This window comes from Nostoc sp. PCC 7524, from assembly GCF_000316645.1.
Lineage (GTDB): Bacteria > Cyanobacteriota > Cyanobacteriia > Cyanobacteriales > Nostocaceae > Trichormus.
Genome location: NC_019684.1, coordinates 698837 through 716758, shown reverse-complemented (window position 1 = coordinate 716758; position 17922 = coordinate 698837). Strand labels below are relative to the sequence as shown.

General features: G+C 41.1%; 13 protein-coding genes. 4 read left to right on the top strand and 9 right to left on the bottom strand.

Annotated elements, in window-relative coordinates:
* Nucleotides 1-17: 17 nt before the first annotated feature.
* Nucleotides 18-419, bottom strand: coding sequence for a PIN domain-containing protein (locus NOS7524_RS02950; RefSeq protein WP_015136980.1), 402 nt, complete (start codon nucleotides 417-419; stop codon nucleotides 18-20).
* Nucleotides 412-684 carry an AbrB/MazE/SpoVT family DNA-binding domain-containing protein gene (locus tag NOS7524_RS02945; protein ID WP_015136979.1) on the bottom strand — a complete coding sequence of 91 codons (273 nt, stop codon included), beginning with the start codon at nucleotides 682-684 and terminating at the stop codon, nucleotides 412-414. The genes NOS7524_RS02950 and NOS7524_RS02945 overlap by 8 nt, the downstream gene beginning before the upstream one ends.
* Before the next feature lie 272 nt (nucleotides 685-956).
* Here NOS7524_RS02945 and NOS7524_RS02940 point away from each other — a divergent pair, with 272 nt between their 5' ends.
* Nucleotides 957-1271 (top strand): hypothetical protein, encoded by a 315-nt coding sequence (locus NOS7524_RS02940; protein ID WP_015136978.1) that lies wholly within the window; start codon nucleotides 957-959, stop codon nucleotides 1269-1271.
* The gene (locus tag NOS7524_RS02935; RefSeq protein WP_015136977.1) at nucleotides 1261-1629 is read left to right on the top strand and encodes a pentapeptide repeat-containing protein; all 369 of its coding nucleotides are present in this window, start codon (nucleotides 1261-1263) and stop codon (nucleotides 1627-1629) included. Before NOS7524_RS02940 ends, NOS7524_RS02935 begins: the two co-directional genes overlap by 11 nt.
* Before the next feature lie 92 nt (nucleotides 1630-1721).
* Here the strand turns inward: NOS7524_RS02935 and NOS7524_RS02930 are convergent, their stop codons facing one another.
* From NOS7524_RS02930 to NOS7524_RS02915, 4 genes are all read right to left on the bottom strand, one after another.
* Nucleotides 1722-2537: a DUF1838 domain-containing protein gene (locus NOS7524_RS02930; RefSeq protein ID WP_015136976.1), complete on the bottom strand. Its 816-nt coding sequence runs from the start codon at nucleotides 2535-2537 to the stop codon at nucleotides 1722-1724.
* 265 nt (nucleotides 2538-2802) lie between these two features.
* A complete protein-coding gene (locus tag NOS7524_RS02925) occupies nucleotides 2803-3990 on the bottom strand; it encodes an AbrB family transcriptional regulator (protein WP_015136975.1) in 1188 nt (395 codons plus the stop codon).
* A 380-nt stretch (nucleotides 3991-4370) separates the two neighbouring features.
* Nucleotides 4371-4709, bottom strand: coding sequence for a hypothetical protein (locus NOS7524_RS02920; RefSeq protein WP_015136974.1), 339 nt, complete (start codon nucleotides 4707-4709; stop codon nucleotides 4371-4373).
* 564 nt (nucleotides 4710-5273) lie between these two features.
* Nucleotides 5274-5660, bottom strand: a complete 387-nt coding sequence (locus NOS7524_RS02915; RefSeq protein ID WP_015136972.1) for a nuclear transport factor 2 family protein — start codon at nucleotides 5658-5660, stop codon at nucleotides 5274-5276.
* 254 nt (nucleotides 5661-5914) lie between these two features.
* Here NOS7524_RS02915 and NOS7524_RS02910 point away from each other — a divergent pair, with 254 nt between their 5' ends.
* Complete coding sequence (locus NOS7524_RS02910) at nucleotides 5915-7378, top strand: alpha-amylase (protein WP_015136971.1); 1464 nt, start codon at nucleotides 5915-5917, stop codon at nucleotides 7376-7378.
* An 80-nt stretch (nucleotides 7379-7458) separates the two neighbouring features.
* On the opposite strand, the gene NOS7524_RS02905 is transcribed toward NOS7524_RS02910, so the two are convergent.
* From NOS7524_RS02905 to pbpC, 3 genes are all read right to left on the bottom strand, one after another.
* Nucleotides 7459-8487, bottom strand: a complete 1029-nt coding sequence (locus NOS7524_RS02905; protein WP_015136970.1) for a glutathione S-transferase family protein — start codon at nucleotides 8485-8487, stop codon at nucleotides 7459-7461.
* Between the two features lie 140 nt (nucleotides 8488-8627).
* Nucleotides 8628-9251, bottom strand: coding sequence for a hypothetical protein (locus NOS7524_RS02900; RefSeq protein WP_041555109.1), 624 nt, complete (start codon nucleotides 9249-9251; stop codon nucleotides 8628-8630).
* A 210-nt stretch (nucleotides 9252-9461) separates the two neighbouring features.
* A complete protein-coding gene (pbpC, locus tag NOS7524_RS02895) occupies nucleotides 9462-11783 on the bottom strand; it encodes a penicillin-binding protein 1C (RefSeq protein ID WP_015136968.1) in 2322 nt (773 codons plus the stop codon).
* A 319-nt stretch (nucleotides 11784-12102) separates the two neighbouring features.
* Here pbpC and NOS7524_RS02890 point away from each other — a divergent pair, with 319 nt between their 5' ends.
* Nucleotides 12103-17829, top strand: coding sequence for an alpha-2-macroglobulin family protein (locus NOS7524_RS02890; RefSeq protein WP_041555107.1), 5727 nt, complete (start codon nucleotides 12103-12105; stop codon nucleotides 17827-17829).
* The last annotated feature ends 93 nt before the right edge of the window (nucleotides 17830-17922 follow it).

Here is a 17922-nt window from a genome sequence, read left to right as displayed (position 1 = left end):
ATAACCTTTTAATCTCTTCAACGAATCACAGTAATAGCAACTCCAACAGATAAACTGCTCCATATTTTATCTGCTGTTAATACAGGTATGTTTAAGCGTTTACCTAAAGCCAGACAAGCGCGATCGCCTAATGACAAGCCCACACTTTTCGTTAAAGCTCTTAATAGAGCTATGGTTATAGCATCTTCTTCATTACAATCAATAATTATTAGGATATTTCCTAATATTCCTTCATTTTTTAATTTTTGAATAATTTCTTCAGGATTTTCTCCTAAATCAACAATTTTTGATAGTACCTCTACCCAATTGATAATACTGATATAGCACCCATTAATCAAAGCATTTTCAACAATATCTGCACCTTGTTCATCTCTCAGATAAGCTAAAAAAGCAGAAGCATCTACAACAAACTTACTCATGGGCAGCTTCAACCCTGCGTTCCTGAATAAATTCATTAACTAGATTTATATCAGGTGATTTATCTTTTAACAAACCTCGTATTTTTTTCACTTGTTGTTTGAGGCTGACTAACTGAAGTTTGCCATTATCTTGAAGTGTTAAAATTAAGCGATCGCCTGGTTCTAAATTCAACCTTTCTTGTATTTCTTTGGGTAAAGTTAAACGACCTTCTGGTTCAATATCAACTGTATAGTGTTGAGGAAGGGATAAACTATTAGGTGTCATCACACTATTAAATTTACGGCTCTCTTTGCTAGTCCTAGTTTAGCAAAGATGCTGAATCTGAATCACTGGGCTTTATCTTGAATAAAGGGTTCAAATTAAGCGATCGCCTGATTCATTTCTCGTTGCACTTAAACATATCCCAAACCATTCACTCTCATTAAACCTCTCTTTGCGTCCCTCTACGTTAAAAAAAGATTTTAAAAGTATCACCACACCAGCCCAGCAACGGAGTATCTTGGAAATAGAGGTTTGATAGTTGTTGAGTGGCGATTATGAATACAGAGGAATTCCTGCGATTGATGGAAAAACAACGCCCATGTCCTCAAACGCTACCGAAAGCCCTACAAGCTCTGTGGTATGACAAAAGAGGTGATTGGAACCAAGCCCATGACATTGTACAAGATGCCAGCGATGCTGATAGTGCTTGGGTTCACGCCTATTTGCACCGCAAAGAAGGTGATATCAATAATGCTCATTACTGGTACAGACGCAGTAATCAGCCAGAGTTTACCGGGGAGCTAAACCAGGAATGGGAACAAATAACTTCTTTATTGCTGATCAAGGCAAATGCAACTAATGGATGCTGAGGATATAAAACGGCGTTATGCTGCTGGTGAGAGATATTTTCCAGCTGCGAACTTAAGTAAAGCCAGGCTGATTAGAGCCTATCTTCCTGGTATTAATCTCTGGGGCGCAGACTTAAGTGATGCTAACTTAGCTCAAGCTAAATTATGGGGAGCTGACTTGAGTAGAGCGAATCTAGCCAATGCCAATTTGACTAGGGCAAATTTATGTGGAGTCAAGCTCAATGAAGCAAATCTGCGGGGTGCCAAACTTAACTTTACTAAGTTGTATGGAGCAGATTTAACTGGAGCTTGTTACGATGAAACTACCAGCTTTTCTAGAGGGTTCGACCCTATTAGTAGAAATATGCGGAAGTTTTAGGTGACAGGTGACAGGTGACAGGTGACAGGTTACAGGTGACAGGTGACAGGTGATAGGTGACAGGTTACAGGTAGGAGAGAGAAGAAAGCTCATTAAGCTTCTTCTGCGGCGGGTAGGGGGAAGGTTGCGCCGTCTAAGTAGGCTTGAAAGTGCTTTTGGAAGTACAACCAAGATGTCATATCTTCACCATCAATAAAAGCTTTTGGGGCTTGCTTGTACAAAGGTACGCGGGTATTAATTTCATCTTGGAGTAACTGGGGTAATTCTGTTAAACCATTCACTTTACTACCAGATGCACTATATATTAGATGACCAGGGCGATCGCTCATTTTCATCCAGGGCAACCATTGACCAATCCTATCCCAACTGAGCCTCAGTTGCGACACCGAATTTAGTTCTAAGTTAAATAAATCTGCGGTTGGTACTGTGAGTTTAAATAATTCTGCGGCTTGATACGTTTGATAGGGGCTATATTCGGCAAGTTGGGGATCTTCGGCTAAAGGATTAGGGTAAGTGGGGAAAATATCAAAGACAAAGGTTGTGGTGGCTCCCTCTAATTGTGCGGGGAATTTGCCTTTAAATTGGCCTTGCACCGGATTATTCGCTACGTGCATGACTGGCACTATCTCACCAGTCCAAGGATTTTCCCATTTTCTTAAAATCTCGTTGTTCTCTGGATTTAAGTAGTAGGTGAGTTCCCTAGAAGTAAAGTCCCAACTATCTGCTTCTGTAGGGATACATCTACTGATACTTACCCCTAACATCTTAAACAGTAGTTTTCGTTTTTCACCGGGAGTAAAGGCGTAAATTTTACCTGTCCAGGTGAGGAATGTCGATTGGGTAGGATCAAGGGAAGAACGCGTTTTTACCCAATGTTGGGCTTCTAATTCTTGGATTTGAGCAACCATCTACAGTATCCTTCAAATTTTAAGGGATTGGGGAATTAGGGAATAAATCAAATATAAGACTCCTATAGGAATCCGGTTTGATTAATGAACTGATTTGCATGGGTAGGCAATAGGCAATAGGCACTCTTGCAATAGGAAAGAAGGGGGATAGGGGTATACTGAGTTTTTATGTGCTGGCGCATAAAAAGCAGGGGAGTAGAGGAGCAGAGGAGAAAAACCACCTACATTCTTTTCTGTAACCTGTAACCTGTCACCTGTCACCTACCTACGCAGGTTTTGAGATTTGTTCATCTAAACGGCGAAATAAAAATAACCATAGGGGTAAAGAACTGTTGATGGCGATGAGTCGCACTAAATGCCCTGTGGTGACAATCTCTACATTATGATCTAATGCTAGAGATACCAAAATCATTTCTGCTGCTCCTCCTGGGGCTGTAACTAACAAACAAGTTAACCAATCCCATGAGGTTAATTGCATGGCTAAAATAGTAGCGATCGCACCAGCAATCAAGGTCAAGGCTACAGACATTAAAGCGTAAACTACGGTTTTTTTGCCAAAATTGGGTTTTTCTCCCCAATATTCACCAATGGTAATTCCCAGCAGCATTTGCCCGACTATGTTCATCAATGGTGGCGGATTGAAGTGAACACCACTCACAAAAGGCAACCAATCTAGAACTGAATTAAACACTAATCCTATCAACAATGCACCAAAAAAATCACCAGCTGGAATTTTCAAGAGTAGAGATAAATAAACTATGATGCCGGTGATGAGCAACGCTACCCCAAGTAATTGTAGTTGTGCAGGCTCAAAATTTATCCAAGCTGATCTCACTGGCAAGGTTTGTAGATTCCAGTAGTTACCAACTGCTGTTCTGGCAATCAAGGGAATCAGTAAAACTACAGAAGTAACACGAATCGCTTGTACTAACGCTACTAAGGTAACGTTGCGATCGTAATCGGCGGCAATTGATGACATTACTCCTACACCACCGGGAACTGTAGCTAGCATCGCCGTTAAGAGGTTGGTTTTACTCACACGAGAGTAAATGTAACCAATACAACTACCACATACAAGTAAGAATAATGTCAGCAACATAAATATAGGAATTCCAGCCGCAAGGCTAGTTAAATCATTATTGCTATTAGCAACACCAACAGCCATTCCCACCATTACCATGCCTACTTTTCTCGCAATGCGGTTTGGTGGCACAGAAAACTGATAAAAAATTCGACAGCATTGCAAAACTGCTATACCAGAAGCAATACCGCCAAATATCCAGACAATTCCGCCAATCTTTAATTGAGTTAAAGCTAAACCTAAAGGCAATGCCAGCAACATTTCTAAACAGAGAATTCCCAGTCGCTTCATAATTAGCTGGGGTTGGGCAACTCCAAAATCTTCATTCGTGGCTTCTTCTATGGCAGGAGCAACACTTACACTTTGATTCATCGATACGCGTTTCTTAAAATTAATTTAACTATGCACTTAAATATAGGCGACGATGCTCCGCCCCGTCTTGGGCAATGGGGAAGCGATCGCCTAAGTCTCATCGATTCTCAGTTTCTAGTATAATTATGTATTAAATAAAACACATAAATGTTCCAGAAAATTCAACCATAACATCAATTAATAGTGGTTGATAGTTTTTTGAATAACATACCTCTATATGCTGCATAGTATAGACTCATTGATAAGAGTGGTGCATCCATAACCAGAGATTAATTTACTGGCAAAATCAAAAGTGGGAACAGATGCTGATGCTCCCACTTTCAGATTGCATCCTTTTTGAGAGATACACAGTAATTTGTGTAAAAATACTACTGGAGGAATTAGTCTTCGTCTAAAGCTGGAAAAATTTCCTCAAACTTCCATAATTCATCTCGATTGTTGATAAACCAGATTCGAGTTTCTGGGGTCAATTGTTCCCAAATAATATTACCGGGAATACTTGGTGAAGCATAGCGATACTTGTAACCAAGTGTTCTCAGGTTTTCCACTACATGATCGGGAATACCGAATTCTTCCCAATCAACTTCTATGTATCTCCCTGAAACACCGCCAGCCGGATCAAAAATTAATTGTGCAGCTCTGACTAAATCAGCAAAGTGCGTTGGTTTAAGAATAGCTAGCTGTTGAATCTGAAGCGATTCGTCATGCTCTTGAGACATTTTTACGCTTAGTGGTGAAAGATGTTTGTCTGTTGAACTTACTGCCAGAGATTCTTATCCCAATGGTCAAAATAATGGCTACAGATGTAATTATCGTCAATACTTTTAGTTTAGCGCAGATTTTCTGGGGTGCAGGTCGGAAGACATAAGTAATGTAGCGTAGCTTGACCCATTCTAGAGGTTTTGATGGGCAATGTCACCCTACGTATATTTTAAAGAGCAAATCTGATTCTTATTTTTGCTGATATTTAATTAAAATTTATTTTTATTAAAAATGTGATTCATTAGCAAGTTGCTAAGGAACAATTAAATTAGACCATCAATCCTATCAAGCTTAGGTTTCATTCCGTTGTTCAAACTTCTTTGTCTAACAAAATAACTTTGGAGGTGATAACAATGATGACGATGTTTTGGTTGGCAATTATTGGTTTTATTTGGCTAGTGGGTTTGAGCCTGTTAGCAGAAATTTGGTTCTATGAAGAAGAACAACAATTATAATCATCAAAAAGCCTTTGATGTGGTTTCAAGTTATCAAAGGCTTTTTACCAGCAAAAATAAAAAGTGTTAAGAACGCAATTGCGCTATCATCTGCGCGGGACTCCAATAGGCGCGAGTTGTTTGAATTTTACCTTCAACGTTAATCTCAAAAATTGTAATTCCCTCAAATTTGATTGACTTACCACTCTTGCTGACTCCTGCCATTGTCCATTTGACTGCTGCTTCATTACTAGCAATAAATATATGCTCGATGGTTGCTTCTAATTTCTCAAATACTGCTTGCAACTGTCCGATGAATTCACGATATCCTTCATGAACTTTTGCAGGTGGTTCCCCAACTGGATCATGACTAACAGCATCTTTGGCAAAATTATCTACCCAACCTTCTGGATTCATAGCTGTAATGTTGGCAAAGTAAGCAGCAACAGCCTTTTGAATGGTTTCGTTTGACATGATTTATTTTTAATGATCTTTGGTAAGAGATGCTAGTTTTTCTCACGGTTTATAATTCTACTGCCCATTGGCAGAATAGAGAGTTTCTTCCCTATCACCTATCACCTGTCACCTGTCACCTATCACCTAGGATTGCTATCCACATAGATACACGTATTTACGAAAATTCTTAAGTATTTTTTCCAAAAGCCAGTGTCTCAATACTTACTGTACTTATGTAGAATATTTCTCAATGTGTACAAGCAGGATGAGACATGGCAGAGCTAAATGGCACAATGATGCAATACTTCCACTGGTACATCCCCAATGATGGCAACTTGTGGAGTAAAGTAGAGAGTGCAGCTAAAGAATTGGCAGATGCAGGTTTCACAGCCCTATGGCTACCACCAGCCTATAAAGGATTTGCCGGATCGTATGATGTCGGATATGGTGTTTACGATCTATTTGATTTAGGTGAGTTTGATCAAAAAGGCTCAATTCGCACTAAGTACGGTACACGTCAGCAGTATTTAGATGCGGTTAAATCTCTCAAAGCACAAGGAATTCAAGTTTATGCTGATGGGGTGCTAAATCATAAGATGGGTGGTGATGGAGTAGAAACACCAAAAGCAACTCCTTTCCCACAAAATGATCGCCTCAATCCTAAAGGCTGGTTACAAGAAATTAAGACATACTCCCATTTCTATTTCCCTGGTAGACAAGGCAAGTATTCTAACTTTGAGTGGCATTGGTGGCATTTTGATGCTGTTGATTATAACGAATACAACAGTGGCGATCGCGATACAGTCTATTTATTAGAAGGGAAAGTATTTGATGACTACGTAGCCTTAGAAAGGGGCAACTTTGCTTATTTGATGGGTTGCGATTTGGATTTCCAACAGGAGTGGGTGCGTGGTGAAATTACTTACTGGGGTAAATGGTATCTTGACACCACAAATGTAGATGGTTTCCGTTTGGATGCTATTAAACATATTTCCTCTTGGTTCTTTCCCCAGTGGATAGATGAGTTAAAACGCTACACTGGTAAAGATTTATTTTTCGTTGGAGAGTATTGGTATAACAATGTTAATACTCTGCATTGGTATGTTGATGCTGTGGCTGGCAAAATGTCAGTATTTGATGTACCACTGCATTACAACTTCCATTACGCCAGCAAAGCCGGGGGTAACTATGATATGCGCCGGATTTTAGATGGCACAATGATGCAGCAACGTCCTACCCATGCTGTGACGTTTGTAGAAAATCATGATTCTCAACCTTTGCAAGCATTGGAATCCGTAGTTGAACCTTGGTTTAAGCCTTTAGCTTATGCCATTATTTTATTGCGGCGCGAAGGCTATCCCTGTGTCTTTCACGCTGATTACTACGGCGCAGAATACGAGGATCGAGGATATAAAATTTATATGCCGTCTCATCGTTGGCTCATTGATAAGTTCCTCTATGCACGCCAAAACTATGCTTATGGGCCACAATACGACTATTTTGACCACTGGAATACTATTGGTTGGACACGTTTAGGGGATGCCAATCATCCTCAAGCAATGGCTGTAATTATGAGTGATGGGGCAGAAGGTTCTAAGTGGATGGAAGTTGGTAAACCCAATGCTAAGTTTATTGACTTAACTGAACATATTAAAGAACCTGTGTACACCAACGAATGGGGTTGGGGCGAATTCCGTTGTCAAGGCGGTTCAGTCTCAGTCTGGGTTCAAGAATAGAAAATTGTTCTGTTTTTCATCACTTAATATCTGGTAGTGGTGCTTTAGCGTAGCTTACTGTACCCCTCCGGGAAAGCAAGCTACGCATAGCGTCTCGCAGAGAAGGTATCGCTCGATGCTAATAAATAAGACATATCAGGGCCAGATGGTATAATGCCACCAGGATTGAGAGGAAACAGATTACCGTAGTAGTCTCGTTTGATGGTTTCTAAATCACAAGTGTCAGCAACGCCTGGGATTTGATATAAGTCCCGCAAATAAGCTCCTAAATTCTCGTAATCTTTGATGCGGCGGCGGTTACACTTGAATAGTCCGTAGTACACAATATCAAAGCGGAACAAAGTAGTGAACAGACGCACATCAGCTAAAGTCAGACTATCGCCACAAAGGTATCGACTCTTAGCCAGTACAGCGTCAATTTCATCTAAAGTTGTAAACAGTTCCTCGCAGGCTTGATTATACGCTTCTTGTGTCTGGGCAAAACCACAGCGATACACACCGTTGTTTACATTAGTGTAAATCTTGTCATTCCAGCCATCAATCTGAGGCTTTAATTCCTCTGGGTAGAGATTCAGCGTGGGATGTGCGGCGAACTCATTAAATTCCGAGTTCAACATAACGATAATATCCGCACTCTCATTATTTACAATCGTCTGAGTTTGTTTATCCCATAAAACTGGCACTGTAGCGCGTCCATTGTAGTCGGGTTGAGACAGTTCGTACAATTGCGCCAGAGTATGACAACCTTCCTCTGGCGTGTCAAATACCCAACCTCCCGTCTCCGCAGAGGGAGAAACTACAGATACTGATATAACTGATTCTAATCCTTTGATAGCTCTGGCAATCAGTGTGCGATGCGCCCAAGGGCAACCCATACCAACATACAGAGTATAACGCCCGGCTGCTGGTGGGTAAAGGCTATCTTCCCTAGCTTTGATAAAACTTCTAAACTGGCTGCTAGGACGAATATATGCGCCAGATTGATTACGAGGAGCGAGTTTTGACATCATTATCTGCCAAAGACTTGTCCACACAAACTTACCCATCCCAATGATGAGTTTGGGAGGAAGAGACTTACCTTTTTTCGGAGTTTGCTTAATACCAGTCATGGTTGACAGTAATTGATGTCACTGCACTCTTCCAGGATAGACTAAGCATCTGGTAAAAAAGCAAAGCGTTCCTCAACAGAGGTATGAAATTTTTGAGGTTCATACCTCCAACTCTTACTCTCTGGGTGAGACAAATACCATTAATCTGTGACTAATACCAATTGCCCTGACTTATATGCTTGCCTGAGAGCGATCGCCTCTGCTACGATTTGCTGTGCAGATAATCCCTCCTCATCCATCATTTTTTGCAAAGTAGTACCAGTTTTCTCAGCCTCCTCATGAATTGGCGGAATTTGACAGTATCTACCACCATTCTTTAACCGCCGCCAAATACTCGGTTTTTCCCCTCTTTTACCTCTAGGAGTACGCTGTTTCTTAATCAGAGAACGTACAGTTTCTTGGTTGATATTACTTAAATCCAGCAGCCTATCTATCACAGGTTGATACTTGTTACTCCGTTCTGCTAACTGATATATAGTTCTAGGCTCAACCTGAGAAAAATCTTGTGGTGTAAACTTCCCAAAAGCCGCAGCAATTTTAAGGTACTTCTTTTCCTCACCTTGCCAGCCTTGATTAATAAGTAATTTTTTATACTCCTTAAGAGACAACCTTTGTTTTTGTTCAGCCAACCAGAAAGCATGGTGCAAAATAGTTTTAGTTACATCAGCAAGGGTTTGAAACGAAAAATTTTCACTCGCATCAGATTGTTCAAACTTATGTGACTTAACTGGGTTGGGAGCTACACCTGGCATTGATGTCATCATAGTAATAATCTTTTACTAAGGTAGTTGTGAGAGGCGACAACCAGCTTCGCCCCAATGAAAAATTCTCTTTAGTACAATTGTACTAAAAATATTCACAAAAAAAACCCCAAACATACCCAAATCTTCAGCAGAGTGGATATAAATTCATACACTCCCACCCTTCACCGCTCAAAAACCCCTCTCCGCGCTCCCTTTGCGTTCCAAAAAATATTACAAACCACCCTTCACCACAGAAAATCCCCGACGCGTAGGACGAATATTAGCCAACTCCACCTGAAAGCTGACTGTATCCTCCATTTCCCCGCTTCTAGCCTCCAAAGTCCAATTACCAGGACGAAGATACCAAAACAGAGAATTCACTTCGCTATCCAACTTTTCCCCATTCAACCACCATTTCACAGATGTAGATGAATTTCCCGCCAGCTTAAATTCTAGTTTTTGTTGCCCTTCCCCACCTGGATAAAGCAAGAACAAATCCCCATTTTGAGGAGAGACAATCCGCAAACTATCAGCCACTAAACTTGATGACGGCTGTTTCGCCAACCATTCATCATACTCTGAAGGTAAATTAAACTCTTGCTGAGTTTCATAAGCAATTTTATCTGCTGGATAAAAATACTCCTGCACCACAGAATTACAGTCTGGTGTCGGTTTCAACCCAGAGACAGCACATATAGGAAGTTGAATTAACCCAGATGGAGAGGGAAAAGCAGCTGGTTCCTGGCGTTCATGCAGGTGTAACATGATGCGATTCCATAAAGGTGCTGCACCCATAACTCCCGACACTTGGCGCATCGGTTCGCCGTTGAAATTTCCTACCCAAGTCGCCACGGTGTAGTCAGTAGTAAAGCCGACTGTCCAAGTATCGCGGAAATTGGAGGAAGTACCAGTCTTGACAGCTGCGGGGAAAGGCAAGTTTAACACCGAGTCTACCCCAAAGGCTGTAGCACGGGCATGGTTATCACTGAGCATATCAGTGATGAGTTGCCATGTGGTGGGATTTGGGGAGTGGGGATTGGGGACTGGGGACTGGGAACTGGGGACTGGGGATTGGGGATTGGTAGTAACTAAGGGTGTGGCTTTTCCTTGTTGGGCTATTGTGCGGTAGGCTTGGGCGAGTTCCCAGAGGGTGACTTCGCCACTACCCAGACTTAAACCTAAACCGTAATATTCTGGGGTTTGCTTGAGGTGAGTAAAACCGAGTTGATGTAAATGTGCTAAGAAAGATGGTACGCCGATTTTTTCTAACACGCGTACGGCTGGTATATTGAGGGAATTGGCTAAAGCTATGCGTACTCTGACAGGACCGAGAAACTTTTCCGTGTAATCTGTGGGACTATAAAGTCTGGCACCGGGAATGGCGTAATGAGTGGGGACATCTGCCAAGATGGTATTCGGGCGAATTACACCTTTTTCTAAAGCCAACTCATACACAAACGGCTTGAGAGTAGAACCTGGTTGACGCAAAGCCTGTACACCATCATTGCGTCCAAGTTTGCTGTCGTCAAAATAATCAGGTGAACCGACGTAGGCTAAAACTCCTCCAGTGTGGTTATCAATTACCAAAGCCGCCGCGTCGTGAACGTTATTAGCGGCGAGGGTAGAAATGACTTGCTGTACTTGCGCTTCGACAAATTGCTGTAAAGGTTTATCTATAGTCGTGCGGATGGGGGAAGTGATTTCTGTCTGAGATAACTGATTGGCTAACCAAAATAAAAAATGAGGTGCGGCGAGGATTCCTCTGTGACGTGACTGGAAGACGACTTTTTCAGTAAGGGTTTTCTCAGCTATTTGGTTAGTAATATACCCATCCTGCACCATGCGGTTGAGGACATATTTTTGTCGCTGCTTAAGTCTGTTCCAATGTTGCAAAGGGTCAAAGTAGGTGGGATTATTAGGAATAGCAGCGAGGAGACTAGCTTGGGCGATATTTAAATCACTGGCGGGGATGGAAAAATAAGTTCTGGCGGCGGCTTCTACACCATATATATTACCTCCCATTGGTAGACGGTTAATATATGCAGAGAGAATTTCATCTTTATTCATCCCTGCTGCTAACCGCCAAGCCAACCAAACCTCATGCAATTTACCTGAGAGGTTACGAGGTGATGGTTCTAACATTCGCGCCAATTGCATTGTAATTGTCGAAGCACCAGAAACAACCTTTTGGGCATGAATCGCTTGTTGGATAGCGCGGATAATCGCTTTCATATCCAACGCACCATGATGATAGAAACTACCATCTTCCGCAGCTAAAATTGCCTGGGTAAATTGGGGTGAAACTTGCTTGAGTGGGACGACTGCGGTATGTTCTTGGTCACGGGTGAGGATTGTTCCTAATGGTAGCCCATTGCGATCGCTAAATTCCAACGCCAACTGATTTTGGGCAATATCGACAGCACGAATCGGTGCAAAATAAGGCAATAATCGCACACATAGGCACATCAACAACACAGCTAAAACCACCTTAATACTTTTACGGTGTCTAAGTTGTTGTGTAATTTTCCGCCGCCAAACCTTTACCCTATTCATCACATCATTAGCTTTAATTTCATCTCAACTAAATAAATACACATCCCCTTTTCAAGTTAACGTTTTTTCACTGCCTTAATTTACAAAAATTTATCAAAACTAAATAGTTAAAAAATGTAATGATTTCAGGAAACAATCATACAAAATTGGTTATCCATATAATGTAGCTGTTCCATAATCAAAGTATAAACTCTCCAACTCTCACTCTCTGTGTGACAGACGCTTTGCGAACAAGTCGGAAAACCCGCCCATGCAAGTGTCCTCCTCTGCGTCTCTGCGTGAGGTAAATCCCTATTTAAAATCACATAATAAACCAAGCATGATTATTAAAATATTGATGCGCTTCCTACTCATTTGTACACTCACATTAGGAATCGCAGGGTGCAACTTTATCAGCATATCGACAAAACAACAACTCCCAACTGTTACACCACTAACACCCCCCAACTTACCAGATTGGATTGAACAAATTAGCCCCATAGGTAACGCCAAACCTCTCAACCAAATTCGCATCCGCTTTAAAGAAGCATTAATTCCTGTCGAACAACTAGATAGTCCCGAACAACAAAACCTATTACAGAAATTTGCACTTTGGCCACCCTTACCCGGTCAATTTCGCTTTTTGACACCGCGCATGGTAGGCTTTCAACCAGAGCAAGCCTTACCCCAAGCCACCAGATTACAAGTTACCCTCAAAGCCGGATTAGCAGACTTAAAAAACCATCGCCTAGACAAAGATTTAGCTTGGACTTTTAACACAGAACCAATTCAACTAACTAACTTACCCGGTGTAAATCCTGTAGAACCAGCAGAAATTCAGCCAGTTGATTTACAGCCAAAACTGCAATTTACCTCCAATACAGAACTTAACTTAGCTTCTGTACAGGAACATCTCAAATTAATTCCTCAAGGTAAAAATAAAGGTGTTAATTTTAAAGTAGCATTGGCAAAATCAGAACAACCAAAAGAAAGTGAAGATCCTTTAGAAAACTTCGATCCTTCAGCACACAATTGGGTTTATGATTTATTTCCCCAGCAACGTTTAGACAAAGGTACTAATTATCGCCTGATTTTTTCTCCTGGTATCTTACCTGCAACTGGTAACTTACCCACCGAGAAAGAATTTGTCAGTAAATTAGCAACTTATTCACCCCTAGCATTTAAACAAATTAACTTTTACGGACAACCAGATGCAGGCGGCACGTTTGGCAGATTTGTCCAAGGAAGTCCCCAGCTAGAATTTAATAATATATTAGTAGCCGATTCTGCTAGAGAGAATATTAAAATTGAGCCTGCACCGCGAGATATTTCTCGTCTGCTACAAATCGGTGATGAAGATAGATTTGTAGCTATCAACCCCTATGCTTTAAATCCAGCTACTAACTATACAATTACTATTGGTAAAAATCTCAAAGATAAATTTGGTCAAACCTTAGCTAAACCTGTTACTCTCAAATATAATACTGGCGATTTAGCTGGTGATATTTGGGTACCTTCAGATTTACATATTTTCCCATCGGGGCAGAATTTACAACTCAATATTAGCACCGTTAACTTACCAGAATCTCAATATAAAGCCGCCTATCGGGTAGTTCAACCGACAGATTTAGTTTCCGCCAGAGGTGCTTATCCCCAAGGTAATGAAAATGATTTATTACCCAAACCAAATACATGGCAAAGCTTTAAAGTTTCAGGTAAAAATAATCAGCAATTAGATGTCACAGTACCACTACGAGAAAAGCTTGGTGCTAATACCGGAATGTTAGCCTATGGGGTGCAGGCACGCACCAATAAATATCAGGAAAACGGTAAAGAACTGTGGCGAGAACCTACAACTTATGGTTTAGTACAATTAACAAATTTGGGTGTATTTAGTCAATGGTTTCCTGATTCTGGTTTAATTCGCGTCAATCATCTCAGTGATGGTTCACCTGTAAAAGCTGCGCCTGTTGAAATTTATCAATTAAGATTAGATACTAAATATCGTGATCCAGTGCAACCTTGTGCTACGGGTAAAACAGATAATGATGGTAATTTAAGGCTTCAGCGTCAAGATTTACAGTTGTGTTATAGGAATAATAATAAATTTGTTAAATCACCAGAATTATTAGTAATTGCCCGTGAAAATCAAGATTGGGCATTTGCGAGAACTGAAGAATATAGCGGTGTTTATGGTTATGGTATTGATGCAGGTTGGAGAGAAGATAAACCTGTCTCTCGCGGTGTGATATTTTCAGATAGGCAGTTATATCAACCAGGAGAAAAAGCTTGGTTGACTGGGTTCGCTGACTTTTTAGAAAATGGCACTATTCAGCAAGATAAAAATGCTAGTTATCAAATAATTCTAGTAAATCCAGACGGACAGAAAACAGATTTAGGGACTCAAACTACAAATGAATTTGGGACGTTTTCTCTAGAATTACCAATTAACAAAACTCAAAAATTAGGTTACTATACAGTCCAAGCCAAGGGTAAAGATGGTAGAGAAATTTCCGGTGAGTTGCGAGTTGCTGAGTTTAAACCACCGAATTTTAAAGTCGAACTCGATTTAGACAAAGAATTTGCTTTGTTAGGTGAACAAATAGAGGTGAAAGCAGCGAGTAACTATTTATTTGGTGCGCCTGTAGGGGGAGGAGAAGCCAAATATTTCGTAACGCGTCGCCAGGAAAATTTTATCCCGAAAGGTTGGGAAGCATTTAGTTTTGGTAGACAATGGTTTTGGCCGGAGGAAAGTCCTTCAGTACCTAGTGATGTCTTGCAAACTAATGCCAAGTTAGATGCTAACGGTAAAACCAGTCAAACGGTAACGGTAGCGAAAGATTTACCTTATCCCATGAATTACCGTGTGGATGTACAAGTTGCAGATGTTTCTAATTTATCTGTGGCTAGTTCTCAATCTTTTACAGCTTTACCAAGTAACCGTCTGATTGGTTTAAAAACTAATTTTATCGCCAATGCTGGTAAAGATTTTCCTGTAGAAGTAATTGTCACTGAACCTACAGGTAAACCAATTACTAATCAACGGGTGCGCGTTGAGTTACAACAGATGAAATATAGTAGTGTGACTCAGGTAGTAGAAGGGAGTCGCACAGCGAAAAATCAAGTTGAATACAAGACAGTCGCCAAAGCAGAAATTACATCATCTGATAGTCCCCAAATTGTCAATTTAAAACCAACTGAATCTGGTTCATACCGCATTCGAGCTAATTTCAGCAATACTCAAGAAGAATTGACAGCCACAGATAGCCAAATTTGGGTGACAGGAAATAACCCAGTTTATTGGGGTTCAGAAGAACAGAATCGCCTAGAAGTGAAACTAGATAAACAAGAATATCAACCCGGTGAAATCGCCACCGCTTTAATTCAATCTCCCTACCCAGACGCAGAGTTATACTTTGCTGTCATTAAAGATAAACCCCTGTATGAACAACTAACTAAAGTTTCCGGTGGCGCACCCCAAATTCAATTTCAAGTTACGCCAGAAATGTTACCTAATGCAGCAGTAGAAGCTGTGTTAGTCAGACAAGGCGCACCTATTAACCAAGTAGAACCAGGAAGTTTAGATAAGTTAGTCAAAATTGGGTTTACACCTTTTAAAGTCAACTTGCAAGAGAAATATTTAAAAGTGCAAGTTACGCCATTGCAAGCATCACTAGAACCCGGTGCAGAATCAACGATACAACTGGAACTAAAAGATAACCAAAACAACCCCACGCAAGGACAATTAACAGTCATGGTGGTAAATGAAGCCGTGTTACAACTGTCTGGTTATCGTCCACCGGATTTGGTAGAAACAGTTTACGCACAACAACCCATATCTACCCGCTTTAGTGATAATCGTCCTGATGTGGTGATACAACCCCAAGATGTAGCTAAACCCAAAGGTTGGGGTTATGGTGGCGGTTTTTCCGCCGGTGCAGCTAATACCCGTGTTCGCACAGATTTTCAAGCTTTAGCTTACTATAATGCTTCCGTCCTTACCGATGCTGAGGGTAAGGCGCAAATCACCTTTAAATTACCAGATGACTTAACGACATGGCGGGTGATGGTTGTCGCTACCGATGGCAATCTCCGCTTTGGCAATGGTGAGGCGACATTTATCACTACCAAGCCACTACTAACTAATGCCATCTTGCCACAGTTTGTCCGTCCAGGCGATCGCATCCTCGCCGGTTTATCTGTCACCAATAACACAAGCACTTCCGGACACTTAACAATTAACGGTGAACTTAACGGAACTGTCAAGTTTGCCCAGAAGAACCCCAACACTACCAACTTACAAACCAAAACCACATCCGCAACTCAAGCCTATCGCTTCCCGATGATGGCAGAAAATGTTGGCGTGGCGCAAGTCCGCTTTACTACCCAGCTAAATAATACAGCCGCCGATGCCTTTGCTGTGCCGTTAGAAGTCAAGCCCTTGGAAGTTACAGAACAAGTTGTAGAAACTGGCGTAACTGAAAAGCAAGTCAAAATTCCTCTCAATGTTGATAAAAATGTCTACCCCAATGCTGGCGGTTTAGATATTCAACTGGCGAGTACCTTAATCCCAGAAATCAAAGCACCAGCCAAACAAGTATTAGCAAATGATGATTTACCCTTTGCTGAACCGGCGGCGAGTCAGTTAATGATTGCGGCTAATTTACAAACTTTGGCACAAAAATATAGTCAAACTTTTGCAGAATTCAATCCTCCGCAACAGGCGAATCAAGCCATTACTCAACTACAAAAACTGCAAATAGCCGATGGTGGTTTTGCAGCCTTCCCAGGACAACAAAAATCAGACCCTTGGGTGTCAGCTTACGCTGCTGAATCTTTAATTCAAGCCCAGCAAGCCTTCCCCAATGGGGTAGATACTGCCATGCTATCGCGCTTAAAGAATTACTTGCAGAAAGTCTTGGCGAACCCTGGACAATATGAGTTTTGTAAACAGCAATTATGTAGAACTCAACTCCAACTTAATGCTTTAATTGCACTATCAGAACTTGGAGATAAACGCAATAGTTTCTTAGGAGAAATTTATCAACAACGTAATAACTTTGATATTGTCACTCAAATCAAACTAGCAAGGTATTTATCTCAATTCTCTGAATGGCAAGATGAATCACAGCAAATGTTGAGCCAGTTGCAAGAAAATATCTACGAAACTGGACGTACAGCCGTGATTAGCCTACCCAAGAGTTGGGGGTGGATGAGTTCAAATACCGCAATACAAGCACAGGCTTTAAAATTATTTATCGCTAACCAAAGTCAACCCGAAGTTATCGATAAATTATTTCAAAGCCTCTTAGCACAACGCAGAAATGGTACATGGCAAACTAACTATAATAATGCCCAAGCATTAACAGCATTAGTAGCATATAGCCAACTTCAACCCACCCCACCAAACTTTTTAGCCACAGTGCAATTAGCAGGCAAGAAACTCGGAGAAAATCGCTTTAATGGCTATCAAAATCCAAGTTTACAGCTAAATGTGCCGATGGATAAATTACCTCGTGGTCGGCATGATTTAACCTTGCAAAAATCTGGAAATGGTAAGTTACATTATTTAGTAGCTTATAGTTACCGCTTACCAGGAAACCAACCAGGAAGATTTAACGGTTTACGAGTGACAAAAGCCATTAGCAAAGTTGGAGAAAGTAAGCCTTTGCAAAAAACAGGTATTTACGCTTTTGATAAACCATTAAATGTAGAAAGTGGACAGGTATTTGATATCGGTTTAGAAATTATTGCTGACCATCCTGTGGATCATATCGTAATTAAAGACCCATTACCAGCAGGATTAGAAGCAGTAGATCAAAGTTTTCAAACTGCGACAGCCGCATTACAAGCACAGGCCGATAGTTGGCAAATTGGCTATAGAAATATCTACCGCGATCGCATTATCGCCTATGCTAACCACCTCGAACCAGGAGTTTATAGCCTGCACTACTTAGTCCGTTCTGTAACTCCTGGTACATTCCTCTGGCCTGGTGCAGAAGTTCATTTGCAATACGCACCCGAAGAATTTGGACGTTCAGCCAGTTCTACCTTGCAAATTGAATAATCAACTACCCCACCCTTTCCTGACTTTTCACGGTAAGTCCCAAAACCTTACCTACGGCACGCTACACGAACGTCAAGACAGGGGGTAGGGGAT